General features: G+C 59.0%; 27 protein-coding genes. 15 read left to right on the plus strand and 12 right to left on the minus strand.

Annotated elements, in window-relative coordinates:
* The first annotated feature begins 9 nt into the window (after positions 1-9).
* The 8 genes from FVE67_RS01905 to FVE67_RS01940 all read left to right on the plus strand — a co-directional run bounded on the left by FVE67_RS01905 (position 10) and on the right by FVE67_RS01940 (position 8,685).
* Positions 10-3,696 carry a pilus assembly protein gene (locus FVE67_RS01905; RefSeq protein ID WP_210534630.1) on the plus strand — a complete coding sequence of 1,229 codons (3,687 nt, stop codon included), beginning with the start codon at positions 10-12 and terminating at the stop codon, positions 3,694-3,696.
* On the plus strand, positions 3,680-4,222 hold the full coding sequence (locus FVE67_RS01910) for a prepilin-type N-terminal cleavage/methylation domain-containing protein (protein ID WP_168718988.1): 543 nt from the start codon (positions 3,680-3,682) through the stop codon (positions 4,220-4,222). The genes FVE67_RS01905 and FVE67_RS01910 overlap by 17 nt, the downstream gene beginning before the upstream one ends.
* Positions 4,222-4,590, plus strand: coding sequence for a prepilin-type N-terminal cleavage/methylation domain-containing protein (locus FVE67_RS01915; protein WP_168718989.1), 369 nt, complete (start codon positions 4,222-4,224; stop codon positions 4,588-4,590). The genes FVE67_RS01910 and FVE67_RS01915 overlap by 1 nt, the downstream gene beginning before the upstream one ends.
* On the plus strand, positions 4,587-5,636 hold the full coding sequence (locus FVE67_RS01920) for a PilW family protein (protein ID WP_168718990.1): 1,050 nt from the start codon (positions 4,587-4,589) through the stop codon (positions 5,634-5,636). Before FVE67_RS01915 ends, FVE67_RS01920 begins: the two co-directional genes overlap by 4 nt.
* Positions 5,637-5,651: 15 nt before the next feature.
* Positions 5,652-6,272, plus strand: a complete 621-nt coding sequence (locus tag FVE67_RS01925; RefSeq protein WP_168718991.1) for a hypothetical protein — start codon at positions 5,652-5,654, stop codon at positions 6,270-6,272.
* A 73-nt stretch (positions 6,273-6,345) separates the two neighbouring features.
* On the plus strand, positions 6,346-6,546 hold the full coding sequence (locus FVE67_RS01930; RefSeq protein WP_168718992.1) for a hypothetical protein: 201 nt from the start codon (positions 6,346-6,348) through the stop codon (positions 6,544-6,546).
* A 39-nt stretch (positions 6,547-6,585) separates the two neighbouring features.
* Positions 6,586-7,704, plus strand: coding sequence for a 3-deoxy-7-phosphoheptulonate synthase (locus FVE67_RS01935; RefSeq protein ID WP_168718993.1), 1,119 nt, complete (start codon positions 6,586-6,588; stop codon positions 7,702-7,704).
* Between the two features lie 57 nt (positions 7,705-7,761).
* Complete coding sequence (locus FVE67_RS01940; protein WP_168718994.1) at positions 7,762-8,685, plus strand: radical SAM protein; 924 nt, start codon at positions 7,762-7,764, stop codon at positions 8,683-8,685.
* Here the strand turns inward: FVE67_RS01940 and FVE67_RS01945 are convergent.
* The 10 genes from FVE67_RS01945 to FVE67_RS01990 all read right to left on the minus strand — a co-directional run bounded on the left by FVE67_RS01945 (position 8,665) and on the right by FVE67_RS01990 (position 16,550).
* The gene (locus tag FVE67_RS01945; protein WP_168718995.1) at positions 8,665-10,440 is read right to left on the minus strand and encodes a DUF6178 family protein; all 1,776 of its coding nucleotides are present in this window, start codon (positions 10,438-10,440) and stop codon (positions 8,665-8,667) included. The genes FVE67_RS01940 and FVE67_RS01945 overlap by 21 nt on opposite strands.
* Positions 10,433-10,843 (minus strand): YraN family protein, encoded by a 411-nt coding sequence (locus FVE67_RS01950; protein WP_168718996.1) that lies wholly within the window; start codon positions 10,841-10,843, stop codon positions 10,433-10,435. The genes FVE67_RS01945 and FVE67_RS01950 overlap by 8 nt, the downstream gene beginning before the upstream one ends.
* Entirely contained in the window at positions 10,782-11,420 is a 639-nt protein-coding gene (locus FVE67_RS01955; protein WP_168718997.1) for a ribonuclease HII, read from the minus strand. The genes FVE67_RS01950 and FVE67_RS01955 overlap by 62 nt, the downstream gene beginning before the upstream one ends.
* The gene (gene rplS / locus FVE67_RS01960; RefSeq protein WP_168718998.1) at positions 11,420-11,767 is read right to left on the minus strand and encodes a 50S ribosomal protein L19; all 348 of its coding nucleotides are present in this window, start codon (positions 11,765-11,767) and stop codon (positions 11,420-11,422) included. Before rplS ends, FVE67_RS01955 begins: the two co-directional genes overlap by 1 nt.
* Complete coding sequence (trmD, locus tag FVE67_RS09330) at positions 11,742-13,058, minus strand: tRNA (guanosine(37)-N1)-methyltransferase TrmD (RefSeq protein ID WP_168718999.1); 1,317 nt, start codon at positions 13,056-13,058, stop codon at positions 11,742-11,744. Before trmD ends, rplS begins: the two co-directional genes overlap by 26 nt.
* Positions 13,055-13,573 carry a ribosome maturation factor RimM gene (rimM, locus tag FVE67_RS01970; RefSeq protein ID WP_168719000.1) on the minus strand — a complete coding sequence of 173 codons (519 nt, stop codon included), beginning with the start codon at positions 13,571-13,573 and terminating at the stop codon, positions 13,055-13,057. The genes trmD and rimM overlap by 4 nt, the downstream gene beginning before the upstream one ends.
* Positions 13,574-13,595: 22 nt before the next feature.
* A complete protein-coding gene (locus FVE67_RS01975) occupies positions 13,596-13,835 on the minus strand; it encodes a KH domain-containing protein (protein ID WP_068670175.1) in 240 nt (79 codons plus the stop codon).
* 39 nt (positions 13,836-13,874) lie between these two features.
* Positions 13,875-14,141 (minus strand): 30S ribosomal protein S16, encoded by a 267-nt coding sequence (rpsP, locus tag FVE67_RS01980; RefSeq protein ID WP_168719001.1) that lies wholly within the window; start codon positions 14,139-14,141, stop codon positions 13,875-13,877.
* Positions 14,142-14,213: 72 nt separating this feature from the next.
* Positions 14,214-15,545 carry a signal recognition particle protein gene (ffh, locus tag FVE67_RS01985; RefSeq protein ID WP_168719002.1) on the minus strand — a complete coding sequence of 444 codons (1,332 nt, stop codon included), beginning with the start codon at positions 15,543-15,545 and terminating at the stop codon, positions 14,214-14,216.
* A gap of 30 nt (positions 15,546-15,575) precedes the next feature.
* Positions 15,576-16,550, minus strand: coding sequence for a calcium/sodium antiporter (locus FVE67_RS01990; RefSeq protein ID WP_168719003.1), 975 nt, complete (start codon positions 16,548-16,550; stop codon positions 15,576-15,578).
* 72 nt (positions 16,551-16,622) lie between these two features.
* Between FVE67_RS01990 and FVE67_RS01995 the strand changes: the two genes are divergently transcribed.
* Entirely contained in the window at positions 16,623-18,428 is a 1,806-nt protein-coding gene (locus FVE67_RS01995; RefSeq protein ID WP_168719004.1) for an adenosylcobalamin-dependent ribonucleoside-diphosphate reductase, read from the plus strand.
* Here FVE67_RS01995 and FVE67_RS02000 read toward each other — a convergent pair.
* Complete coding sequence (locus FVE67_RS02000) at positions 18,425-19,132, minus strand: biotin--[acetyl-CoA-carboxylase] ligase (RefSeq protein ID WP_168719005.1); 708 nt, start codon at positions 19,130-19,132, stop codon at positions 18,425-18,427. The genes FVE67_RS01995 and FVE67_RS02000 overlap by 4 nt on opposite strands.
* A gap of 58 nt (positions 19,133-19,190) precedes the next feature.
* On the opposite strand from FVE67_RS02000, the gene FVE67_RS02005 reads away from it, so the two are divergent.
* A complete protein-coding gene (locus FVE67_RS02005) occupies positions 19,191-19,502 on the plus strand; it encodes a hypothetical protein (protein ID WP_168719006.1) in 312 nt (103 codons plus the stop codon).
* A 38-nt stretch (positions 19,503-19,540) separates the two neighbouring features.
* Positions 19,541-20,380, plus strand: a complete 840-nt coding sequence (locus FVE67_RS02010; RefSeq protein WP_168719007.1) for a prephenate dehydrogenase/arogenate dehydrogenase family protein — start codon at positions 19,541-19,543, stop codon at positions 20,378-20,380.
* Here the strand turns inward: FVE67_RS02010 and lgt are convergent.
* Positions 20,261-21,061: a prolipoprotein diacylglyceryl transferase gene (lgt, locus tag FVE67_RS02015; protein ID WP_168719008.1), complete on the minus strand. Its 801-nt coding sequence runs from the start codon at positions 21,059-21,061 to the stop codon at positions 20,261-20,263. The two genes, FVE67_RS02010 and lgt, sit on opposite strands and share 120 nt — an antisense overlap.
* Positions 21,062-21,336: 275 nt before the next feature.
* Here lgt and speD point away from each other — a divergent pair, with 275 nt between their 5' ends.
* From speD to FVE67_RS02035, 4 genes are read left to right on the plus strand one after another with little or no spacing between them, the layout of a single operon-like run.
* A complete protein-coding gene (speD, locus tag FVE67_RS02020; RefSeq protein WP_168719009.1) occupies positions 21,337-21,795 on the plus strand; it encodes an adenosylmethionine decarboxylase in 459 nt (152 codons plus the stop codon).
* Positions 21,796-22,653 carry an agmatinase gene (gene speB / locus FVE67_RS02025; protein ID WP_168719010.1) on the plus strand — a complete coding sequence of 286 codons (858 nt, stop codon included), beginning with the start codon at positions 21,796-21,798 and terminating at the stop codon, positions 22,651-22,653.
* A 51-nt stretch (positions 22,654-22,704) separates the two neighbouring features.
* Positions 22,705-23,511 (plus strand): 4-hydroxy-tetrahydrodipicolinate reductase, encoded by an 807-nt coding sequence (gene dapB / locus FVE67_RS02030; RefSeq protein WP_168719011.1) that lies wholly within the window; start codon positions 22,705-22,707, stop codon positions 23,509-23,511.
* Positions 23,511-23,741 carry a HEPN domain-containing protein gene (locus FVE67_RS02035; protein WP_168719012.1) on the plus strand — a complete coding sequence of 77 codons (231 nt, stop codon included), beginning with the start codon at positions 23,511-23,513 and terminating at the stop codon, positions 23,739-23,741. Before dapB ends, FVE67_RS02035 begins: the two co-directional genes overlap by 1 nt.
* The last annotated feature ends 58 nt before the right edge of the window (positions 23,742-23,799 follow it).

The following is a 23,799-nucleotide window of genomic DNA, read 5'->3' on the forward strand; positions in this document are numbered from 1 at the left end:
GATTATTGTATGGTCCCCCCTTTTATTTCCAAGTCTATTCCCCCCAATGTGCTTTTAGTGGTAGATGTGAGCGGCTCCATGAGCTGGCCGGCATACTGGGATATATGGGATTCTAACACCAACCCCGCCACGACCTATAACGCCACCCGGACCTATGAAGGCTATTTTATCCCGCACAAGGTTTACACTTATAATAGTTCTTCCAATACCTGGGAAGAAAGTAGCAGCCCGGCGGACTCCTGCCAGCCCAGTTGTTCTTGGATCTGGTCTTCGTGGGGAGGATATTGGCAATGTGGTCTTTCTGAAAGCAACTCCTATACCGGCTCCTGTCTCAACTACGTTTACATGACCCGGATCGACCTTCTGCGCTGGGCCATCACCGGAGGCAAGCCGGATTCCTGTCCTGCAGGCAATCCCCAAATTCAAAGGTGCGACCCCGAACTTTACGGCCAGCCCGACGCCCAGCTTTCCTGTGACGCCTCGGGATGCGTGCTTGAAACGTACAATGGAGAAAAGGTCAAGGTTCCCTGGGAGCGCATCTACCAGGGTCTGGCCTTTCAACTGAAAGATTTGCCCTTCCGTCCCCGCCTTGGAGTCCTTTTTTATAGTGGGACGGGGGTGGTGGACAAGGTCTATATCGGTGATTTTACCTCCAGTGCCAATTTCGATGCAGTAAACCCCTACAAGAACACCATCACCCATCTCAACGCCATCTCTCCCTATGGGGCTACCCCCACGGCCCCGGCCCTCTGGGATGCCTATAACTACTTTGCCCAGAACCAGCCCGAATACGGAGGTTTTCAGCCCCAGTCAGGCCAAGGGGATGAATGGAAAAATCCTCTCTACCAGTGCTTTGACGAGGACAACAACGGCAATTGTCAGGGAAACGAACTTAAGCTCGTCCCCTGCGCCAAGAATTTTGTCATTCTCCTTTCTGACGGGCAGTGGAATGTAGGGGGGGCGCCAGCGGATTGGACCTGTACTATCGATACAGGATTTGAAGAGCATTCTGCGGATCCGGTAGTCCCGGCCTACTGGTTGCACGCCAAGGGTTTTACCAACAAGCCCACCGGCCAAAAAAGCCGGGTGGAGGCCCTATACGCCATCGGGCTCTTTCTGGGGGGAACCGGGGAGCAGTCCCTGAAAAATGTAGCTATGTACGGGTCCTTTGATCTTGCGGGAGGAAAGACCTGGCCCGACGGGCTTTCGGATTATCCCCGAGACACCTGCCGGATGGACGATTGTTGCGATAGTGATAATTGTGGAAAAGGCAGTGCCTGTACTCCCCTTCCCTCCTCGAGTACCGACTGGGACCAAGACGGGAACGGCGTCCCGGACACCTTCTTTTCCGCTAAAGATGCCCAAGAGATCCGGGAGGCCATCTGGAACGCCATTCAAGATATCCTTCGGCGGGCCAGTTCCGGGACCGCGGCGGCCATGCTGGCCTCGAAGGGCAGCGGGGCCCTCCTAGCCCAGGCGGCCTTTTATCCGCGGCGCGATTTCAGCGGCACGGAGATCGACTGGGTGGGCGAACTCCAGACCTTCTGGTACTATCTCGATCCCTGGCTCAAAAATGCCAACATTTTGGAAGAGACTCCCCCTCGGGACCTCATCCTGGACCTTTCTAGGGATTGCGTGATCCATTTCCGTTTTGACGGAACCAACACCCTCATCGACCGCTGGTGTGACACCGATGGCGACGGAGTGGCCGACTCCTACGTAAACTCCGTAAAATTCGAAGAGGCCCACAGCCTCTTTCGGGCCGGAGAAGAACTCTGTGCCAAGGCCCCTTCAGAACGCACTATCTATACCCAGGTCAACGGGACCCTGGTGGAATTTACCCCGGCTGAGGTCAGCCAGCTCTGCCCGTATCTTCTTCAAGGCTCCTGCACCAATTCTACCCTTGCCGAAAGGTATATCCGCTGGGTAAGGGGAGAAGAATTTTCGGAATTCCGCTCCCGGACCGTCCCCTGTGGGGTGTGGAAGCTCGGAGACATTATCTCCTCCACCCCCGTGGTGCTTTCCTCCTTCAAACTCGAACCCTACGACGAGACCCCTCCGCTAGGCTACTTAGATGGCACCTATGCCCGGTATATTCAGAGTGACCTTTATAAAAACCGGGGCTATATCTTTGTCGGGGCCAACGACGGCATGCTACATGCCTTTCACCTGGGGATACTCAAAGAACTTTCCGGGCGCCATAAAAAGGCGGAGATCAGCCTGAACGACACCAGCGGCCTGGGATTGGGGGAGGAGGCCTGGGCCTTCATCCCCCAAAATGTTCTTCCCTATCTTCAGTATTTGACCCGTAAGGATTATTGCCATCTCTACCTGGTGGACGCCCCTCCGGTGGTGGTGGATGCGAGTATTGCCGGGGACAACTGCACCGGAAATTACTGGGAATGCCTACGTACCGATAGCAGTTGGCGGACCATCCTTATTGGGGGCATGGGCCTTGGAGGGGCTACTTCGGAAAACTGTACCGCAAACGGCACCTGTGTCCCCACCCCTATGTCCGGCCTGGGATTCTCCTCCTACTTCGCCCTGGACGTCACTGACCCCCTGCACCCCAAATTCCTCTGGGAATTTACCCATCCGGAATTGGGCTTTAGCACCTCCGGCCCGGCGGTGGTGCGGGTGGGGGATGCGGGGCGCAACGGACGGTGGTTCGTCGTCCTGGCCAGTGGCCCCACCGGAAGGGTCAATCAAGAGGACCGGAGCTTCACCGGAGAGTCCTCCCAGGACCTTAAGCTCTTTGTTCTGGATCTCAAGACCGGAGAGTGCGTCCTCAAGGACAACCTGGGGAACTGTAAGCCTATAGATACCGAAATTTCCGAGGCCTTTGCCGGCTCCCTTATCAACGCCTCTATAGATACCGATCGTCATCGGCCGGGGGCCTCGGGTTTTTATAGCGATGACGCAGTCTATGTGGGCTACACCCAGAAGATCAGCAAGGGGGATCAGGTAGAGTGGAAAGGCGGGGTCCTGCGGCTCCTTATCAAAGACGACCCCGATCCCTCGCACTGGGAGGTAAAACCCTTGATCCAGGATATAGGGCCTGTGACCACCTCGGTGGCCAAACTTCAGGATCGACGCCACGGAAAACTCTGGATCTACTTCGGCACCGGGCGCTACTTCCACAAACAGGACACCCCTGATGACCAGCAGGCCCTCTACGGGGTAAAGGACCCCTGCTACGACCCCAACCTCAATGACTTTTCCGAAAACTGCACCAATCCCACCCTTACCCTCAAGGATCTTGAAGACCGCAGCGCGGACAACGCCCCTTCTCCTTGGAATGAGCCCACCCACGGCTGGTACATTAACCTTGATCCCGCAAACAGCACTAGCGATGCCGAAAGGTTAATCACCAACCCCAACGCCACCTTTAGCGGGGTGGTCTATTTCACCACCTTTGCTCCGGAAAGCGACATCTGTAGTCTAGGCGGAAAGACCCACGTCTGGACCGTTAAGTACAATACCGGGGGAGCGGCCACGTCCCTGGTGAGCGGGGTCAAGGTCTTGATCCAGCTTTCCACTGCAGCCATCGAGGAGATTTCTCTTCCCGAGGCCCTTACCGAACGGGGGGGCCGCCGCACGGGGGGCTATATCGGTGTTCCTCCACAACTTCAGGGGATGGCGGTCATAGGTCGGCCGCGTCCTCAAAGGCGGGTCATCCATGTCCAGGAAAAATAAGGGCCTCACCCTGGTGGAACTGGCGGTAGTGATGGCCCTTCTGGCCCTCCTGGCCGTCCTCTCCTTTTCTTCGGTAAAAAGCTGGCTGGCAGCCTATCAGGCGGAAAGAGAGACCAAGGTAGTGCTATCTTTCCTCTCCCAGGCACGCCTTAGGGCCTTACAGGAGAAAAAAAAGTTCTTCGTGGCCTTTGGATCTCGGACCCTCACTCTTTATGAGGACACCGACCAGGACGGCTCCTTTGATGCCGCAACAGATCAAAAAGCAGAAACCCTCAACCTCAAATATGAGATCACCTGGAATGGAGGAAATGGGGTCCTTCCGGTAACCGAAAGGGGGACCTTTGATCTTTACGGAGCCGGAGCCCCGGGAGGAAAGACCCTCTGCTGGCGCACGGTAGAAAACCCCTCTTTAGCCCGGGCCCGTCCCTCTACCGATTGCCTCTACATTTCCTTTGTCCAGGTTCGCCCGGGAAAGCTCCAGGATCCGGCAGGGGTCTGCAATAAAGACAATTGTCAAGGGAAATAATGAAAGGCTTCACTCTGGTAGAAATGATCATCTCCCTCCTCCTTTTCCTTGTGGTCTCTTTGGGCCTCCTTTACGCCTTCAGCACCTACAATCGCCTTCAGGTCAAGAATCTTCTGCGACATACCGCCACGGAGCTGGCCCTCAAAAAGGCTTCCCAGGCCCATCTGGGAAATTGCACCGCAGAGGAAGTGGATTATTACCCCCGAGGTTTTTCTCAGCCCCTGAAGTTCCATCTGGATTGCCAGAGGACCCTGCTTTACGCTTCCAAAAAGGATCGCACCTATCGGGTGGAGATTACCGTCACCTGGCAGTACCGGACGAAAAATTATACCTACACCCTAGCCACTCTTACGGTGGAAAACCTATGAAAGACCGGGGAATGACCCTCGTGGAGCTCATGGTAACGCTGGTGATCCTTCTCCTCATGGCCGGGGCCCTCTTTTCCGTAATGAGCCTTTACCGCACCACTTATCTGAAAAAGGTCAAAATTGCCGAGACCCAGATCCAGCTTCCCCTGGGAGTGGATCTCCTGCGAAGGGACCTCCAATACGCAGGCTTCGGTTTGCCCTGGAAATTTCCCGAAAATTACGAATACACCGAGGCCACCGATGCTGAGGCCAGTCCTTACAACGATGCTCCCTCCGATCCTCCTCGCCCGGTGGTAGGCGACGACGGTGTGGGCCCCAACGGTTCGGACTATCTGGTCCTTAAAGGAAGCATTTTGGGCTGGAGCGAGGCCTCCCAAAAGTGGGGGATCCTTTCTGGAGGTACTAGCGACAACATCGCTTACCCGGAACCGGATATCTTCACCACCGAGGACTACGTCCTGATCCTGGAGCCGGTCTCTCAAGAATTCAAAGCCTTCCCGGTAGCAGGGAATCAGCTCTTCTGTCCCGGCGGTGGAAGTTTCTGCCCTCCAAGTGCCGATGAGACCTATTTGATCTATGGTCTTACGGCCAGCGCCAATTTTACCCGGCCCTTCAACCGCGTGGATTATTATCTCGATACCGATCCGAATGAGGTGCCGGCCCGCTGCGCCCCCGGCACCGGAGTCCTGGTGCGGGCCCTGCTTAAGGCGGACGGGACCCGCAACCCCGTCTCAGTGCTCGAATGCGTGGCCGACTTTCAGGTCTTTCTCTGGTGGGACCTCGACGGAGATGGCACGGCGGAGACCCGCACCGGGCTGGGAGAAATCCTGGACCAGGCCTATGACGCCCGCTTCGAGCGGGACCACCTCCGTCTGGCCGAGGTCTTTCTGGTCTATCACGAAGGGGGGCCAGACCCCAACTTCACCTATCCCCGCAGCACCGTAGACCTGGGGACTTATTCTTTTGATCTTTCCGGAATTAGCAACTATCAACGTTATCGCTGGGAGGCCTTACACTTTTCCGTGGTCTTTCAGAATCTAAGATAAGGAGAATTGGTGGACATGAAAGGGGCCAGATCTCGTTTCCAGGGCTTTGCCCTCATCTGGGTGCTGGTATTCATGCTGGTAGGTCTCATCCTGGCCTACGCTCTCGTGGCCCTCCTTACCCAGGGGCAGAGGGTGACCGGCTTTCTGGGACGCTACCATTCGGTCCTGGAAGCCACCCAGGGGGTGCTAGACCTCAGCTCTCAACAGATGTTCGATCTCCTTTTCTACCGTTACTATTCCGGGGTTACGGACGACTGGAACCAGTTGGTCCAAAGTCTGAATAGTACCGGGGTCATCCTTAATCAACTTTCGAGCGACACCTGCCTAAAGCACCGTTTAGGCCTTCTGGACAACGCCACCAATTGTCCGCTCTTTACGGTTAATCCTCCCAGTCTTACGGATATCGAAACTAAGGCCGATTTTTCTATCCAGATGGATCCTTATCAGATCTATTTTTTGATCGCTAATCGCAAAAAAGGCAATACGGATATCTCCGGAAACGATCTCATCACGGGGGGAGTGGCCCAAAGAGCAACGGGAATGATAACCGTAAAATCTATTCCCTATCTTTATCAATTAGAGATCTATGGCCGCTCTTCAGAAAAGGCCCACCTTTCGGCCCTTTACCTTTACTGAAGAGATCTAAAGTTTGGCTATCTTCCCGAACTCCTGATATACCCCTTGCGGCTTCCTTGGTATCCAAATTGCTATGTCTAATAAAAAGACCTCTTCGAGAAACCTCGCCGAGAAGGAGCCTCTCCGAGCCAAAAGAGGAATTAGCACGCCCCCTTCCGCGGCTCTTGCCGCGGTCTTTTTCGACGGGAAATCTATCCTCCAGAGGGTGGAGGAGAGGATTTATGGAATACAGGGGAAGAAGGGCTACCCCTTGTCTTTTCTGAAAAACGCGTAAGTATGAAAGACAAAATCCGAAGGGAGGTTAAAAGAAGAGATGATCCTCATCCTCAAGCCGGAGGTCACTCCGGAAAGTCCGGAATTTCAAAAGATCAAGGACTATCTGGCGCGCTTTGAGGGGATTCGTTTGCATGTGGCCCAGTACGAAGGAGTTTCGCGCCAGGTCACGGAAATCCACCTCATCGGAGACACGGCCCGGGTGCCGCTCGAGGAGGTCCAGGCCCTGCCGGGAGTGGAACGGGCCATCCGCGTCTCCGCCAAGTACCGCCAGATCGGCCGGCACGGGGCCCTGGAGCCCATCGGTTTTGAATATCAGGGGCTGCGTTTCGACCAGGATTCCTTCCATATCTTTGCCGGACTGTGTGCGGTGGATACCCGGGAAAACGCCGAGACCATCTTCAAGGCCCTTTCCGAGCACGGGGTCGTAACCGCCCGTATGGGAGCCTACAAGCCCCGGACCTCTCCTTACGATTTTCAGGGCCACGGCAAGGAATGTCTCCCCTGGCTTTTTGAACTAGCCGGAAAGTACGGCATCCGGGTGATCGCCATGGAGGTCCTGGCCCCGCACCACATCGAGGAGATCTGGGAGGCCCTGGAGAAGACCGGGCACCCCACCGGAGTCATGCTCCAGATCGGCACCCGTAACGCCCAGAATTTTGAACTCCTGAGGGCCGTGGGTTCCCAGACCGAATTTCCCATTCTTTACAAGCGAGGCATGGGCCTTTCCTTAGAGGAATCCCTCAACGCCTGCGAGTACATCGCCAGCGAGGGCAACCGCAGGATCATCTTCTGCCTGCGGGGGGTGCGCACCCATCTGGGCGACCCCCACCGCAACCTCACCGATTTCGGACACGTGCCGGTGATCAAGCGTTTGACCCGGCTTCCGGTCTGCGTGGACCCCTCCCACCCCATCGGCTCCCGGGTGGAGGCCCCGGACGGGATCAAGGACATCTATCACGTGGCCGCTCAGGGAGTTATCGCCGGGACCAACATGGTGCTAGTAGAGTTTCATCCGCATCCAGAGACCGCCCTCTGCGATGGGCCTCAGGCCCTTTATCTTGAAGAACTCCCCTGGTTCCTGGAACATATGCGCCTGGCCCGCGAGGCCTATCTGGCCATGAAAAATCTTGCCGAGAGACAGCGTGGGCAAGTTTGATTTTCTCCTGGAGGAATGGTTCCGGCCCCTGGCCAAAGAACTGGTAGAGGTTAAGTGATGCCGGTTTTCGGGCCGGTCTATTCCCGAAGGCTGGGGCTCTCCTTGGGGGTGGACCTGGTCCCCCCGAAGATCTGTTCCATGGATTGTGTCTATTGCGAGGTGGGGCGCACCACCCGGCTCACCCTGGAAAGAAAACCCTATGTGCCCCTTGAGGTTATAGAGGAGGCCCTCCGTCGGGCCCTTTCCGAAAGGGAATGCCAGGTGGTAACTCTTACCGGCTCCGGAGAGCCCACCCTGAATAGCCTCTTTGCCGAGGCCGTGGCCCTGGTGCGCCGGCTCTGGAAGGGTCCTATAGCGGTGCTTACCAACAGCACCCTCCTTTCCTCTCCCGAGGTCTTTGAGGCCCTTTCGGAGGTAGACTACGTCCTGGCCTCCCTGGATGCCGCACGAATCGAGAGCTTTCGGCGGGTCAACCGACCGGCCCCCGGGCTCTCCCCGGAGAGCATAGTGGAGGATCTCGCCCGGCTGAGAAAGGCCATGCGTGGAGAACTCTGGCTGGAGACCCTTTTTGTGCGGGGCCTTAACGACTCTTCGGAGGATCTTGCGGCCCTCAAGGAGGCCCTCTCCCGCGTCCGTCCTCACCGGGTGCAACTCAACACCGTGGCCCGGCCTCCGGCCGAGTCCTGGGCCGCCCCCCTCTCCTACGCAGAGCTTGCGGCCTTAGCCTGGGAGCTTGGGGGAGAGGTCCTGGTGAGTCCTCCCCGGAGAAGGGCCCCGGGAGAGCCCCCCTCTCCGGAAGAGCTCGTGGAATATTTGCGCCGGCGTCCGGCCCCGGCCGAAGAATTAAGCGCTGCGCTCGGAGGCCCTCCGGAAGCCCTGAGCGGCCTTCTTGAAGATTTGGTAAAAAAGGGAGCCCTCAGGCGGCGGGAATTTCAGGGGCAGACCTTTTACGAGGCCCCTTCAGCTCGAAAGGGAAATTAAGAGATAGCGCACATAGCGAGGGTCCGGGGGCTCCTCCGGCTCGGCAAAGGCGTATTCTTCCTCAAAGCGAGCCACGGCAAAGTCGAGAAAGGCCCGGGTGAGTTCCGGGGCGTAGTAGAATTCTTTTTGGGCCAGGGTCCGAAAGCTCTCTAAAAGGGCCTCGCGCAAATCAGACCGCAGGCGATTTCGTCCGGTTTCATCCGGGCCAAGGAGCTTAAAAAGGACCTCCGGCCACTTATCTTCCGGCAAAGGCCGGAAGCGAAACTCTCCGGAAAGGACCCAGTTGGCCAGAGCGGTAAAGAGGAGGGCACTCCAGGTGATATCTGCCGGCTCGAGGAAGTTGGTCTTTTGGGTAACTATTTCCGCCACCCAAAGGGGCGGAGGGCCGAAGGCCTTCTGGATGAGGACCGCCCAGTAACCCACCATCTCCAGGATCTCCTCCACCCTCCGCACCTCGGAAAGCTCCCGAAACCAGCGATATTCCTCGTCGGTCCCGGCCTTTTCGGGCTGGAAATACCGGAGGCGGTTGGCCTCCCGGGCGGTAATCCCCCGAAGATAGCCGGCAAAGGGCTCGTCCAGATGTCGCAGCACCCGGGAATCGAGCCCCTCCTGGGTCTGAATCTCCCGGGCCTTTTTACGCAGACGCACGATGAGGGTGTGGGCCATGCGGAAAATGTCTTCCAGAAAATAGGTCTCCAGGACCCGGGCCCCGGCCTCCGGGTCCGGACCGGCCAAATACTCCACCCCAAGGTTGAGATACCCCAGGACTTTGCGCAGGGAGTCCTCTACCTGAGAAATTTCATCAATGGTCACGTGGTCCACTATAAGGACTTTGTTGGTAATCCAGGCCAGCTCCCGCTTAAGGCGGTCCAGTTGATGCGGGTCCCTAATCCGAGAGAGGGCCTCGGTGAAACGTTCCGCCCCGGGCCAGTAAAGGGCCGGAAGATAACCCGAAGAGCTCGAAGGGGCCTCTTCGGAGGGGGGGAGATACCGGGGGTCCACCCGCCGGAGATCCTGGACCACCGGGGCATAGATATCCAGGGCCTCGAAGTAGTCAGGAATCCCGTGATCCGCAAGGCGCCCCCGGCGCCAGCGATAGGCCATCTCCTCCACCTGCGAGGGGAGCTCCCAGATCAGGGCTTCCATAAGCTGGTAATAATAAGTCTCGTCCATATCCCGGAGGATCTCGATGATCCTTCGGAAATAGAATTCAAATTTCTCCTTCTTGAATTCCACGAAATAGACCTCGTCTAGGGTGTAAGGGGGGAGCCAGTCCCGAGCCTCGGTAAGGTCCGCATCATCCGGGCGCTTGACCACCTTTACGAAATGGAAAAGGACCGCCACCAGAAAATCGAAGTCTGCCACCCGGAGCCAGTCGGCCACCTTGTCCTCGGAGACCTCAAAAAGGAGAACCAGCCAGGCCAGAAAACGCTCCGGGGCCAGGCGATCTTTAACCCAGGCGTCAAGGTCGAAGAGGAATTGAATCTGTTCTCCCTTTACGTAAGCCAAAAGTTCTACGGCCTCATCCGGAGAGACGGCCTTCAAGGTAAGAAAGAGTTCCTGCGGGGGGAGATGGCGTACCAGGCCTTCGGCCACCGGGGAAAGGGTAATAACCCGGGGACGCAACTCCCAAGGGGTGGAAAGGACCAGTTCCAGCTGTTCCCGAAAGGGCATTTCCGCCAGAAGACGTTCGGCCTCTTCGGCCGGACGGGAAAGGAGGTCCTGAGGAGAGAGCCGGAGAGTCCTTTCAGCCATCTTCGATCACCCCCTTTAAGTGCCGCAGCTGAGGCCTCGGCCCCGAAAGATCCCAGGCCAGGAGGTCAAAACGTACCCTACCGGCCGACCCCTTATACAAAGATAGGTAGTGTCGGGCCAAAGTTAAGAGTTTTTCCTGTTTTTGAGGGGTGAGGGCCTCTTCCGGGCGGCCCTTTTCTTTTCCTTTACGGGCCTTAACCTCTACGAAGACCAGAAGGTCTCCTTTTTCCGCCACCAGATCAATCTCCCCGTAGCGGCAACGCCAGTTGCGCTCCCGCAGACGATACCCCTTGAGACGGAGATAACGCGCGGAAAGATCCTCGGCCAGGCGACCGAAGGCCTTAGGATCGGTGGTCTTGGCAAAGCGGGCGAAAAGTTCGACGATGTATCGGGCTGGGTCCATGAAGACGCAGGGCCTCAAGGTGCTCCCGGGTACCGTAGCCCTTGTGTCGGGCAAAACCGTAGGCCGGATACTGGGGATGCAATTTCTCCATGAGACGATCCCGGTGGACTTTGGCCAGGATGGAGGCCGCAGCAATGGAGGCACACAGGGCGTCCCCATCCACGATAGCCTTCTGGGGGGCCCTTAGGCCGGGAATGGTGAACCGCCCGTCCACCAGGAGAAGTTCCGGGGTAATGGAAAGACCCCCTACGGCTCGGGCCATAGCCAGAAGACTGGCCTGAAGGATCCCCAGGGCGTCCACCTCTTCGTGAGAGGCCTCTCCCAGGGACCAACTCACGGCCTCCTGCACAATAATCTCATAGAGGGCCTCCCGCTTTTCCGGAGTAAGGGCCTTGGAGTCCGCCAGATCTTCGTGATCGAAGTCTTCCGGGAGGATGACCGCCGCGGCCACCACCGGCCCGGCCAGCGCCCCCCGCCCGACTTCATCCACCCCGGCGATCAACCGGTAACCCGCCTGGCGGAAGCGTCTCTCGCGCCCCCAGCGCTCGGCCGGGACCTCAAGACCCGCAAGCCACATCAACGACGCTCCTTGATGCGGGCCGCCTTGCCGTAACGGCCGCGGAGATAATAAAGCCGGGCCCGCCGCACCTTGCCCCGTCGGACAACCTCAATCTTCTCGATGCGCGGAGAGTGCAAAGGAAAGGTCCGTTCCACTCCGATCCCGAAGGAAACCTTCCGCACGGTGAAGGTGGCCCCGGTGCCGGAGCCCCGTTTGCGCATGACCACCCCTTCAAAGACCTGAACCCGCTCCTTCTCCTCACCCTCTTGGATGCGATAGTGCACCCTTACCGTGTCTCCGGGACGGAAATCCGGAAGATCCTTCCGCATATAACGTTCTTCAATCTCGCGTATGACCGGAAACATGTCCCACAACCTCCCTTAAAAGACGGTCCAGAATAATGCTTGCTGCTGATCTTACCGACAAATGATTGTATTCGTCAAGGGGCCCGAAGATGGGTTCCAGAAAATAGTCGGCCCGGGAGAGGACCTCCGGGGCAAGCCCCCAGGCGGTCCCCAGAAGGAGGAGGACCGGACGCCCGGAGCGCACCAAACACGCCGCCTCCTCCCAGGAGAGAGGGGGCCGTTTGACCTGGGCGTCGGTGGCCAGGAGAAGAGGACGCTCTCCTTCGGCAGCCTCAATATCCGCAAGGGCCTCCTCGAGACCCCGCACCAGCTTTACCAGTTTTAAGGCCTCCACCCGGTCGGGATTGTGGCGGGCCCCCGGGCCGGAAAGCCAGAAACGAAGAAGCTCCTCCACGATGGCCCGCTGATCCGCCAGGGGTTGCACCAAATAGTAGATGCGGACCCCGTAAGTGCGGGCCAGACGCGCTATATCGTGAAGGTCGAGATTGGTAAAAGAAGAGGCGATCTTGCGTCCCTCCTTGTTGATTACCGGATAGTGTACCAGGGCCAGATAGAGCCGGACCCGCTTGCGGAAAAGCTCCCGCAAGAAGGCCCGGTCTTCCGGCGAAAGCCGGGCCTCACGCAGGAGATCCGGACGACGCTCAAAAGTAATCTCCAGAGATCTCTCCCGGCGCCAGCGTTCCACCCGGGCATGATCTCCGGAAAGCAGCACCTCCGGAACCCGGTAGCCCAGGAATTCCCGCGGACGGGTGTATTGCGGATGTTTAAGAAGGCCTTCGGCAAAGGAGTCTCTTTTCACGGAGTCCTCGCAGCCCACCACTCCCGGCACCCATCGGGCCACGGCCTCCAAGACCACCAGCGCCGCCACCTCCCCCCCGAAAAGGACATAATCTCCGATGGAAAGTTCCTCGTCTACAAAATGGGCCCGAATGCGCTCGTCAATTCCCTCGTAACGGCCACAGAGGAGGACCAGGCGTTCCTTCCGGGAAAGCTCCCGGGCCAGGCGGTGGTTGAAGCGGCGTCCTTGAGGGGAAAGATAAATCACCCAAGGGGAAGGGGGCTCGGCCCTCAAGGCCTCTAGGGCCCGATAGAGGGGCTCGGGCTTAAAGAGCATGCCCTCCCCTCCCCCGAAGGGCTTGTCGTCCACGGTGCGATGTTTGTCGGTGGCAAAGTCCCGGAGATTGTGGACCCTTACCTTAAGAAGCCCTCGCTCAAGGGCCTTGCCCAAAAGCCCTACCCGGAGAGGAGACTCAAAGTATTCGGGAAATATGGTGAGGATGTCAAAGATCATTCTCGGTCTTCCCCAAGTTGCACCTCGATGAGGCCGGGGCTGGGGCGTACCAGGAGATATCCCTCCTGGAGGTTCACGGAAAGGACCACCTCTTCCACCAGGGGAAGATAGAAGCTGCGGCCCTCCGGAGTCTCCACCTCGAGAAGGTCATAAGGGCCTACAGGCATAACCCCTACCACCCGCCCTAAAAGCCGACCGGACTCCTCTCGCACCGGAAGCCCTTCGAGCTGGAAATAATAGAACTCTCCCTCTTCCGGAGGCGGAAAGTCGGCGGTCTCCGCATAGAGCACCCGCCCGCGCAGGGCCTCGGCCTCCTCATAGGAGGTTACCCCTTGAAAGAAAAAGAGGAGATCCCGACCCCCGGGGGCCTCTCTCACTCTTTCGGGGATAAGCCTTTCTGGACCCTCTCTGGAGAGAAAAAATCGGGGGATATGACGCAGAAGATCACGATTGGAGAGGAAAGGTTGAACCCGAACCTCGCCTTTAAGACCGTGGGGGCGGGCGACCCGGCCCACGGCCACCCGCCCACCCTTTTGGCTATTCAATAATCTCGAGAACCGCCCGCTTGCGCAATTTGGTAGAAGCCGCCGAGAGGATGGTCCGCATGGCCCGGGCCGTACGCCCCTGCTTGCCGATCACCTTGCCTAAATCTTCCTTGGCCACACGGAGCTCGATCACCGAAGTCTGCTCGCCCTCGATCTCGTTCACCTGCACCGCATCCGGATTGTCCACCAAAGCCTTAGCCATCTGCTCCACCAGTTCTTTGAGCTTGCCCATCTTCTACCTCCTCACCCTCGGGTGTTTTTGCCGTAGGCGCTAGGAGAGTTGCCCCCCAATCTGCTTGAGGATTCCGGTGCGTTTCAGGAGGGCCCGCACCGTCTCCGTGGGCTCAGCCCCCCTCTCCAGCCATTTCTTGACCTTCTCGGGATCCACCTTGAATTCAAAGGGCTCTTTCAGAGGATCGTAATACCCTAAAATCTCGAGGAATTTTCCGTCCCGCGGAGCAGAGGCCTCGGCCGCTACCACCCGATAGAAGGGCCGGTTCCGCCGCCCCATGCGCATGAGTCTGATCCTTACCGCCACGACTCCTCACCTCCGAAAGGATTTCCAGCGCCCATAAATTAAACTATTCTCCGGGAAAAGCAAGACACCCCCTCAAAAGGCCCGCAAAAGCCGCAGGGCCAGTCTTTCCAACCCGCGGGGACCACGAGCCTTACGCAGGAGTTTGCGCATCTCCTCATAGCTCTTGAGGAGCCGATTTACGTCCTGGACCGTGGTCCCCGAGCCCCGGGCAATACGCCGCTTGCGGCTGGCGTTAATGATCTTGGGGTTGAGACGTTCCTGCCGGGTCATGGAATTGATGATAGCCTCCATGCGTACGAGTTCCCGCTCATCAAAGGGCATATCCTTGAGCTTTTTCCCGATTCCCGGGAGCATCTCGAAGACCTCCTTTACCGAACCCAGCCGACGCATCTGGCGGATCTGCTCCCGGAGGTCCTCCAGGGTGAATTCCCGCCGGCGCAGCTTTTCCTGAAGTTCCTGGGCCTTCTTGAGGTCGAAGGCCTCCTGAGCCTTCTCGATCAGGGTGAGCACATCTCCCATGCCCAGGATGCGGGAAGCCAGACGGTCGGGATGAAAAACCTCCAGGGCCTCCAGCTTTTCCCCGGTACCCAGAAACTTGATGGGCACCCCGGTGACCTCCCGAATGGAAAGGGCGGCCCCGCCCCGGGCGTCTCCCTCCACCTTGGTAAGAATCACCCCGGTAATTCCCACCCGGTCCTGAAAGCTCTTGGCCATATTCACCGCATCTTGACCGGTCATGGCGTCGGCCACCAGAAGGACCTCTCGAGGAGAGACGGCTTCCTTGATGGCCGCGGCCTCAGCCATCATTTCTTCATCCACATGGAGACGCCCCGCGGTATCGATAAGGACCACATCCCGGCCCCGGGCCTTGGCCTCGGCCAGGGCCGCCCGGGCGATCTCCACCGGTTTCTGGGTGGGCTCGGTAGGGAAACAGGGGACCCCCACCTTTTCGGCAAGGGTCTGAAGCTGGTCAATGGCTGCCGGGCGATAGACGTCGGCGGGGACCAGATAGGGCTGGTGCCCTTTTTTCCGTAAAAAGAGGGCCAGCTTGGCCGCGGTGGTGGTCTTGCCCGAACCCTGAAGACCTACCAGAAGAATGGGTACCGGCCGGGGGCCTCCCAGATCCAGAGGCACCGGGGTCTCTCCCAGGGTGCGGATGAGTTCCTCGTGGACGATCTTGATAAGTTGCTGGGCCGGGGTAAGGCTCTCCAGGACCTCGGCTCCCAGGGCCCGCTCCCGTACTCTTTCCACAAAATTCTTGACCACCCGGTAGTGGACATCGGCCTCCAGGAGGGCCAGACGCACCTCCCGCAGGCCCCGCTCCACGTCTTCTTTGGTGAGCTTGCCCTTGCCCCGGAGCTTCTGAAAGACCCCTTCAAGACGCTCGGAAAGATTCTCAAACATGTCTCAAGGATACCGGGGGGCCATAGGGTGTCAAGGAAGATAAAGGACCTTGTAGCCCAGATAGGTAAGATAAAAGACCAGAAAGAGGGCCCCTTCGTAGCGTTTGATCCGACGGTCGAAGGCCGCGGCCAGGAGCCCCACGGAAAGAAAGGTGGTGGCCGCAAGATCGCTAAAGCCCTGGGCCGGAACCGGCACCGGCCGGATACAAGCGGTAATCCCCAAGATAAAAAGGAAATTAAAGATATTAGAGCCCACGATATTTCCTACCAGGAGATCGGTCTCCCCCCGATAAACCGCCACCAGAGAGGTGGCGATCTCCGGAAGACTGGTCCCCAGGGCGATGAGGGTGAAGCCGATAAAGGCCTTGGGGACCCCCAGCCCTTCCGAAAGGAGGACCGCGTAGCGCACGGTGATCTCCGAGCCCCCCACCAGCCCCGCAAGCCCCAGGAAGAAAAAAAGAAGGGCCAGGGGGACGGGGAGGGCCCGAGGGGCCTCGGCCGCCGCCTGGGCCGCGAGTCCGTTTTTCCGGTTAAGGAAGATCTCTAAGAGGTTGTAGTAGATAAAGACTAGAAAAATGAGGAGAAAAAGAAGGCCCTCGGAGCGACTGTAAAGGGCGGGCCCTCCGGTAAGCCAGGGATCCAGGGCTGCGGCCAGGACCGCCGCCGTGGCCAGAAGCATCATGGGGATCTCTCGGCGGACCACCACACTCCGAATGACGAGGGGCCTTACCAGGGCCGCAAGCCCGATCCCCAGGCCGATATTGGCCAGATTCGAGCCCACGATGTTTCCGAAAGAGATCTCCCCGGCTCTCAGGGCCGCGGCCACATTTACCGCCAGCTCCGGGGCGCTGGTCCCGAAGGCCACTACGGTAAGCCCGATGACCGTAGGGGAGATCCCCAGCCGGCGGGAAAGCCCGGCCGCCCCCCGCACTAGCAAATCCCCTCCCGCAAGGAGGATGGCCAGCCCCAAAAGGGTCAAAAGGAGATAGCCCAGAAGAGACGGCATGCCCCTATTCTATCCTTTGTTCCCGATTCCCAAAAGTTCGGGTAAAGCCTTTCTCCGGGTATAATATGGAGGATGAAGCTTCCGCGGACGGATCTTCCGCTTTCTCGGCCAGCCCTCTTGGTCCTGGCCTACCGTTATCTGGTGCGGGACGAAAAGGGAGACCCGGTAGAAACCCCGGAGGAGATGTTCTGGCGGGTGGCCCGGGCCGTGGCCGAGGCCGAAAGGGAGTTCGGGGAGGACCCTGAATTCTGGGCCGAACGTTTCTATCAACTAATGGCCTCCCTCGATTTTCTGCCCAACTCCCCCACCCTCATGAACGCCGGGCTTCCTCTGGGTCAGCTTTCGGCCTGTTTTGTGCTGCCGGTGGAGGACTCCCTGGAGGCCATTTTCGAGGCCCTGAAGGCCGCAGCCCTTATTCACAAATCTGGAGGGGGGACGGGCTTTTCCTTCTCTCGCCTGCGGCCCAAAGGAGATGTGGTGCGGACCACTCAGGGAGTAGCCAGTGGCCCGGTCTCTTTCATGCGGGTCTTTGACGCGGCCACCGAGGCCATCAAACAGGGAGGCAAGCGCCGCGGGGCCAATATGGGCATCCTGCGGGTCGATCACCCGGATATCGAAGAATTCATCCTCATAAAGCGCGATCCCCGGGAACTCCGCAACTTCAACATTTCTGTGGCGGTGACCGAGGATTTCATTAAGGCCCTGAAGCAGGGGGCAGATTTTCCCCTGATCAATCCCCGCACCGGGCAGGAGACCCGCCGGGTCAAAGCCCGGCATCTCTTTGATCTTCTCACCGAAAGTGCCTGGATGACCGGAGACCCCGGGGTAATCTTCCTCGACACCATCAATCGGGCCAACCCCACTCCCCTCCTCGGCCCGATCGAAAGCACCAACCCCTGTGGGGAACAGCCCCTGCTTCCCTACGAGTCCTGCAACCTGGGCTCTATCAATCTTTCCCGGTTTGTAAAAGACAGGCAGGTGGACTATCCCCGCCTGGGGAAGACGGTACGGCTGGCGGTACGTTTCCTGGACGACGTAATCGAGGTCAACCGCTTTCCCCTGCCTCAGATTGCCCGCATTACCCGCCTTAATCGCAAGATCGGTCTGGGAGTAATGGGCTTTGCCGATCTTCTTATCCGGCTGGGGATTCCTTACGATTCTGCGGAGGCCGTAAAGTTGGCCGAAGAGATCATGGCCTTCATTGAGCGGGAATCCGTAGCCGAAAGCCAGAGGCTGGGAGAGATTCGGGGAAGTTTTCCGGCCTTTCCGGGAAGCCTCTGGGATGAAAAGGGATTTCCGGCCATGCGCAACGCCACCACCACCACCGTGGCCCCCACCGGCACCCTCTCCCTCATCGCCGGAACTTCTTCGGGTATTGAGCCCCTCTTTGCCCTAGCTTACCGGCGCCGGGCTCTCGAGGGCGTGGAATGGACGGAGATCCACCCGGAATTCCTCAAAGCCCTGGAAGAAAGGAAACTCCCGGTGGAAGATATTGTAGCCGAAGTGCTCGAAAGGGGAGGTCTTTCGGGGATAAAAGGGGTGCCGGAGGATCTCAAAAGGCTCTTCGTGACCGCCTTTGAGGTCTCGCCGGAAAGACATTTGGCTATCCAGGCGGCCTTTCAGCGCCACACCCACAACGCGGTCTCTAAGACCATCAACCTCCCGGAGGACACCCCTAAGGAGGAGATCGGACGTATCTATCTTAAGGCCTATGAGTTAGGCCTTAAAGGGGTCACGATCTATCGCTACGGTTCGCGTCCGGAGGCCCCGCTACGGCTGGCCCGGGAGGAGAGTTGCCCCGAATGCGGGGAGCCCCTCGAGCCTCGCGAGCAATGCCTTTTCTGTGCGGGCTGCGGCTATTCTGCCGGCTGCGGTTAGCCTGCGGGACGCAAGTGAATACAGTCCCCGAAGGCCACCTCCCGGAGGCCCTCCTCGGTCTTCAGGATGAGGTTTCCGTAAGGAGAGACCTCTAAGGCTATTCCCTCCAGGGAGCCCTCCGGGTGCAGGATCCGGACCCGGCGGCCCAGAGTCTCCGAAAAGGCCCTCCAGGAAGAAAGGACCTCTTCCGGTTTCAGGTGCCCTACCTCTTTAAAGGCGGCCATCAATCCCGAAAGCACCTCCTCAAGCGGCACTTCCCGGCCCAGAATCTCGCCAAGGGAAACCGCTTGGGGGGCCTCCGGGACCGGGCGGTTAAGATTGATTCCTACCCCCACCAGAAAGCAGACCGGGTGCCCTTCTCGAAAAAGGCTTTCCACCAGAAGGCCGCAAAGTTTTCGTCCCTGATAAAGGACATCGTTGGGCCACTTGAGCCCCAAAGAGATCCCGTAGAGGGCCTTCAGGGCCTTTACCACAGCCACTCCCGCGGCCAGGGGCAGGAGCTCCGGAGGAAAGGCCAGCTCTTCTCCGGGGAGGATGAAAGTAGCGTAGAGGCCCCCTTCGGGAGAAAGCCAGGGACGCCCCCGACGGCCGCGCCCGGCGGTCTGCCGGCGGGCCACCACCACCCCCTTTTCCCCGGCCTCCGCCAAGCGCCGGGCCTCCTCCTGCGTGCTTTCCAGAACCTCGTACCAGAAGATCTTTGACATCTCCGCTCCAGATTATTATGATATAAGCCAGCGGCAGGAGGCAAGCCGAAGACCAAAAATGAAAAGCTTATTTAACATTTTCCGAAAAAACTGGTGTTGGCTCTGTGCGGCCCTGGTGGTGGGCACCGGCTATCTCCTGGTCTCCACGGTTTCCTCTCGCGTAGAGATTGAAAGCACCCCTTCCGGGGATCTCACTCTGGAAGAAGTCCAGCTTCTCAAGCAATATCACGGAGCCTACGCCGTAAAGCGTGAAGGCCGGCGGTGGTACTTTTTGGGACCCCGCAAACGTCACTGGTATCCCCTGACCACCGCCTCTGCCTGTCAGGACCTCAAGCTGCCCTGTCCGCAACGGACCTCCTCGACCCGATGAACCCCTCCACAGTCGGCCTCATAGGGGGCCGGGGCAAGATGGGCTCCTGGTTCGGACGCCTCTTTGAGGAGGCCGGTCTTAAGGTCCTGGTTTCTGATCGGGACACCCCCCTCACTAACCGGGAGGTGGCCCGGCAGGCCGAGGTGGTGATCGTGGCCGTCCCCATGGAGGTCTTCCCGGAGGTAGTACAAGAGATTGGTCCGGAAATCTCCCCGGAAAAGGGGCTCATCGATCTCTGCTCGCTCAAGGCCCGAGAGGTGGCCCTCATGCTGGAACATACACGCGGTGAGGTGGTGGGGGCCCATCCCCTTTTCGGACCCTACGAAAGGGGGCTTTCCGGACAGACGGTAGCCCTCTGCCCGGGAAGGGGCGAGCGCTGGCTTTCCTGGTTCAGAGAGTTTCTTGAAGTCCGGGGGGCCAGGACGGTAGTCCTCTCTCCGGAGGAGCACGACCGGATCATGAGCCTGGTCCAGGTCCTCAACCACTTCTGGCTGGTGGTCCTGGGACGAACCCTTGCCGAAAGCGGTCTACCGGTGGACCGGGTGGTGGCGCTGGCCACGCCGAGTTTTCGCCGGCAGCTTGAAATTCTTTCCCGCCTGGCCCTTCAAGACCCGGAACTTTACACTACCATCCAGTTCGAAAACCCCTTGGGAGAGGAGACCCGTCGGCTCTTCTGGCAGATCGCCCGCGAGCTCTCGGAGGTCCTGGCCCGCAAAGAGCGTCAAACTTACCTCCAGACCTTCAAGGAGGTCCAGGCCCTAGCCCGCGAGATAGGGTCCCTCCTCGGGCTTTCCGCGCCGGAGGAAAAAGAGCCCCAGACCGGCCAGAACCATCAAGAGACAGAAAAACTGTCCCCGGGTCATCCAGCCGAAAAATAGCCCTACTCCCGGGTCCGGCTCCCGGAAGAATTCCAGGAAAAACCGTATGGCCCCGTAAAGCACCAGAAAGAGGGCCAGCTTGAGTCCCGGGGCCCAGGGGCGCCTTCTCAGAGACCAGAGGATTAAGAAAAGGAGAAGTCCCTCTCCTAGGGCTTCATAGAGCTGGGAGGGATGCCGGGGTACCGGCCCCCCGGCGGGAAAGACCATGGCCCAGGGAACCTGGGTGGGCCGGCCGTAGAGTTCCCCGTTGATAAAGTTTCCGATCCGTCCGAGGCCCAGCCCTATGGGAGCGGTGACCACCAAAAGGTCCGCCCACCACCAAAAGTGGAGTCGGTGCCTGCGGGCATAAAGCCAGCCGGAAAGGACCGCTCCCAAAAGGCCCCCGTGAAAAGACATCCCTCCGTGCCAGAGGGCCAAGATCTCTAGCGGCCTTCGGAGATAGTATTCCGGATAGTAAAAGAGGACGTGTCCCAGTCGGGCCCCTACAATGAGGCCCACCCCGGCCCAAAAAAGGAGGTCCTCCAGGCGGGGGATCAATTCCGGAAGGCCTCTTTCTCGGAGCTGGTGCCGGGCCAGAAAATAGGCCGCGAGAAAACCCAGAAGATACATGAGACCATACCACCGAATGGCCAGCGGCCCGATGCGTACAATCTCCGGATTGATCTGGGGATAAGGAAGCATGGCTCTATTCTAAAGGAGACCTCCGCGCAGGCAAAGCCTTTTCGGAAGGTCCTGCAACCGGAAGAGTCCCCGGGGGTGACCTTTTGGCTTTGCAGTTAAGGGTGACCAAATCGCCTTGCAGTAACACACAGTAACACCGGTGCTTGACAAATCCAAAATGGCGAGTATGTTTTTGGCGCCAAGGGTGGCCATGTGCCGTGGCTGCCCTTAATTTTTTAGGGGGCTTAGGCGCCGGGGGTGGCGCCCTATGAGGAACCAAGGACAGGAGGGCCGCCATGGAAAAGAAATTCTGCGAGACGGAAAAGGTTGAGTACGGCTTCGGACAGCACCTTATTCTGGACGGTTACGGGTGCAACCGCGAAAAACTTATGGATTTGGACTACATCTACAATTTTCTCAGTGAATACCCGGCGCAAATCAACATGACCAAGATCATGCCGCCTTATGTGTTCAAGTACTATGCCCCGGTGCCTGAGGACTGGGGGATCTCCGGATTCGTGATTATTGCCGAAAGCCATATCAGCATCCATACCTTCCCGGAAAAGCTTTACCTGAGTGTGGACATCTTCTCCTGCAAACCCTTTGACGTAGACAAGGCCATCGAGGACATCACCCGGATGTTCGAGATCCAGAAGAGCGAGATCCGGTTGCTAGACCGGGGCCACGAATTCCCCCGCTCCATTCGGGCGGTGGAGCGTTTCATCCGAGCCGAGCGCAACCAACTTGCGGTCTAAATGCGGAGGACCTTTTTAGGGCTGCCCGAAGCCCCCGAGAGGGCTCGGGTAGCCCTTATCCCCGCCCCTTACGATGCTACCACCTCCTTTCGTCCGGGTACCCGTTTTGGCCCCCGGGCCCTGCTGGAAGTGAGCCCTTATATGGAGTTTTTCGACGAAGAGACCGGGGAGAAACCCCAGGAGACCCTGGGCTTTTATACCCTGGAAGAGCCGGAGCTTCCGGCCGAACCCGAAAAGGCCCTGGAGGTGCTTTCGGGCCGGGTGGAGGAGGTCCTTTCGGCCGGAAAGCTTCCGGTCCTTTTGGGAGGGGAGCACACGGTCAGTCTGGCGGCCCTTCGGGTCTTGCGTCGGGCCCACGGGCCCTTCCGGCTCCTCTATCTCGATGCCCATCTAGACTTGCGGGAGAGCTATCAGGAAACCCCTTGGAGTCACGCCTGTGTCCTGCGCCGAGCCGTGGAGCTCGGGCTGGAGCCCCTGGTAGTAGGGGCCCGAAGCCTTTCTGAGGAAGAATTTCACTTTTTAAAAAAGGCGGAGATCCCCGTCCTCTGGGCCCGGGAGTTTCGCGAAACCCCGGAGAGGGTTCGCCAGCGCCTGGAAGAGTTCCTCAGAGGCCCCCTTTATGTAAGCCTAGATCTGGATGTCTTTGACCCGGCTGAGGCCCCGGGGGTGGGCACTCCGGAGCCCGGGGGTCTTTCCTGGTATGAAGTCCTGGGGATCCTCCGTCAGGCCGCTAGAGCCCCGGTCTTGGGTTTTGACCTGGTGGAACTCCTTCCCCTTCCGGGGGACCCCCGCACGGAATATCTGGCCGCCCGCCTTCTCTTTAAATTCCTGGCCTATCTTTCCGCGGCTAGGCCTTGAGTCTTAAGGCCGACAAGCGTAAGATGAGACCAAAATCCGAAGGAGGGGCTTATGGTCAGAGCCATTGTGGCTGGAGCGGCAGGACGCATGGGCTCCACCATCATCCGGAATATCTTGCAGACCGAAGGGATAGAACTGGCCGCGGCCTTTGAGCGGCCCGGAAGCCCGGCGGTGGGCCAAGACGTGGCCGAGGTCCTGGGGCTTTCGGAAAGGACCGGGGTGGTGGTGGAGGATTCCCTGGAGAAGGTTATCGAGCGGGGGGAGGTGATCATCGACTTCACCTTTCATGAGGCCTCCCTGGCCCACGCTCGACTCAACGCCCGCTATGGCAAGGCCATGGTCATCGGGACCACCGGCTTTACCAAAGAGGAGCTTGCGGAGATCCACGACCTGGCTCGCAAGCATTTTCCTCTGGTACAGGCCTACAATATGAGTCTGGGGATCAATCTCCTTTATCGGCTGGTGGAGCTGGCCACCCGGGTCCTGGGGGAGGATTTCGACATTGAGATCGTAGAGGCCCATCATCGCCTGAAAAAGGACGCCCCGAGCGGCACCGCCCTGGCTCTGGCCCAGGTGGCGGCCCGGGCCCGAGGCTGGGACGATTCCTCCTTTCGGTTCTGTCGGGAGGGCCTTGTCGGGGAGCGTCCCCGGAGGGAGATCGGGATCCAGACCCTGCGGGCCGGGGAGATCGTGGGCGAACACACCGTACTCTTTGCCGGTCCGGGAGAGCGGCTGGAACTTACCCACCGGGCGGCCAGCCGGGACACCTTCGCCCGGGGCGCGGTGCGGGCGGCCCTCTGGGTGGTGGGCCGGGCCCCCGGGGTCTACGATATGCAGGATGTATTGGGGCTTAAGTGATGCCGGACCGCAGCCGGGACTGGTTCCGTCAGGCCGAATGGGATCTGGCCCACGCCGAAAAGGACCTGGGAGACGGCTATTATGAGTGGGCCTGTTTTTCGGCCCACCAAGCCGCGGAAGAGGTTCTCCGGGCTCTTAAGGCCTGGGCGAAGGATTTGGGAAAAAGGGACCCCCGGGTCCTGAGGGTGGGCTATTTTGGATCCCTGGCCGAGGTCTCCCGGTTCCGGTAGATCTTCTGATATACTCGCCGGAGGAGTGGCAGGACCTTCCGGCCCGGAAGAAATGGAA

It is taken from the genome of Thermosulfurimonas marina, assembly GCF_012317585.1.
GTDB lineage: Bacteria > Desulfobacterota > Thermodesulfobacteria > Thermodesulfobacteriales > Thermodesulfobacteriaceae > Thermosulfurimonas_A > Thermosulfurimonas_A marina.

Excerpts from the sequence above, each read along its gene's own strand:
- trmD (WP_168718999.1), bottom strand. The coding sequence starts at position 13,058 with ATGATCTTTGACATCCTCACCATATTTCCCGAATACTTTGAGTCTCCT.
- FVE67_RS01910 (WP_168718988.1), top strand. The coding sequence starts at position 3,680 with ATGTCCAGGAAAAATAAGGGCCTCACCCTGGTGGAACTGGCGGTAGTG.
- FVE67_RS01940 (WP_168718994.1), top strand. The coding sequence starts at position 7,762 with ATGCCGGTTTTCGGGCCGGTCTATTCCCGAAGGCTGGGGCTCTCCTTG.
- FVE67_RS01975 (WP_068670175.1), bottom strand. The coding sequence starts at position 13,835 with ATGGGCAAGCTCAAAGAACTGGTGGAGCAGATGGCTAAGGCTTTGGTG.
- lgt (WP_168719008.1), bottom strand. The coding sequence starts at position 21,061 with ATGCTTCCTTATCCCCAGATCAATCCGGAGATTGTACGCATCGGGCCG.
- FVE67_RS02035 (WP_168719012.1), top strand. The coding sequence starts at position 23,511 with ATGCCGGACCGCAGCCGGGACTGGTTCCGTCAGGCCGAATGGGATCTG.
- speB (WP_168719010.1), top strand. The coding sequence starts at position 21,796 with ATGCGGAGGACCTTTTTAGGGCTGCCCGAAGCCCCCGAGAGGGCTCGG.
- FVE67_RS02010 (WP_168719007.1), top strand. The coding sequence starts at position 19,541 with ATGGGCTCCTGGTTCGGACGCCTCTTTGAGGAGGCCGGTCTTAAGGTC.
- FVE67_RS02005 (WP_168719006.1), top strand. The coding sequence starts at position 19,191 with ATGAAAAGCTTATTTAACATTTTCCGAAAAAACTGGTGTTGGCTCTGT.
- FVE67_RS01945 (WP_168718995.1), bottom strand. The coding sequence starts at position 10,440 with ATGGCTGAAAGGACTCTCCGGCTCTCTCCTCAGGACCTCCTTTCCCGT.
- dapB (WP_168719011.1), top strand. The coding sequence starts at position 22,705 with ATGGTCAGAGCCATTGTGGCTGGAGCGGCAGGACGCATGGGCTCCACC.
- FVE67_RS01915 (WP_168718989.1), top strand. The coding sequence starts at position 4,222 with ATGAAAGGCTTCACTCTGGTAGAAATGATCATCTCCCTCCTCCTTTTC.
- FVE67_RS01930 (WP_168718992.1), top strand. The coding sequence starts at position 6,346 with ATGTCTAATAAAAAGACCTCTTCGAGAAACCTCGCCGAGAAGGAGCCT.
- speD (WP_168719009.1), top strand. The coding sequence starts at position 21,337 with ATGGAAAAGAAATTCTGCGAGACGGAAAAGGTTGAGTACGGCTTCGGA.
- FVE67_RS01905 (WP_210534630.1), top strand. The coding sequence starts at position 10 with ATGGTCCCCCCTTTTATTTCCAAGTCTATTCCCCCCAATGTGCTTTTA.
- FVE67_RS01935 (WP_168718993.1), top strand. The coding sequence starts at position 6,586 with ATGATCCTCATCCTCAAGCCGGAGGTCACTCCGGAAAGTCCGGAATTT.
- FVE67_RS01990 (WP_168719003.1), bottom strand. The coding sequence starts at position 16,550 with ATGCCGTCTCTTCTGGGCTATCTCCTTTTGACCCTTTTGGGGCTGGCC.
- FVE67_RS01950 (WP_168718996.1), bottom strand. The coding sequence starts at position 10,843 with ATGGACCCAGCCCGATACATCGTCGAACTTTTCGCCCGCTTTGCCAAG.
- ffh (WP_168719002.1), bottom strand. The coding sequence starts at position 15,545 with ATGTTTGAGAATCTTTCCGAGCGTCTTGAAGGGGTCTTTCAGAAGCTC.
- FVE67_RS02000 (WP_168719005.1), bottom strand. The coding sequence starts at position 19,132 with ATGTCAAAGATCTTCTGGTACGAGGTTCTGGAAAGCACGCAGGAGGAG.
- FVE67_RS01955 (WP_168718997.1), bottom strand. The coding sequence starts at position 11,420 with ATGTGGCTTGCGGGTCTTGAGGTCCCGGCCGAGCGCTGGGGGCGCGAG.
- rplS (WP_168718998.1), bottom strand. The coding sequence starts at position 11,767 with ATGTTTCCGGTCATACGCGAGATTGAAGAACGTTATATGCGGAAGGAT.
- FVE67_RS01925 (WP_168718991.1), top strand. The coding sequence starts at position 5,652 with ATGAAAGGGGCCAGATCTCGTTTCCAGGGCTTTGCCCTCATCTGGGTG.
- FVE67_RS01920 (WP_168718990.1), top strand. The coding sequence starts at position 4,587 with ATGAAAGACCGGGGAATGACCCTCGTGGAGCTCATGGTAACGCTGGTG.
- FVE67_RS01995 (WP_168719004.1), top strand. The coding sequence starts at position 16,623 with ATGAAGCTTCCGCGGACGGATCTTCCGCTTTCTCGGCCAGCCCTCTTG.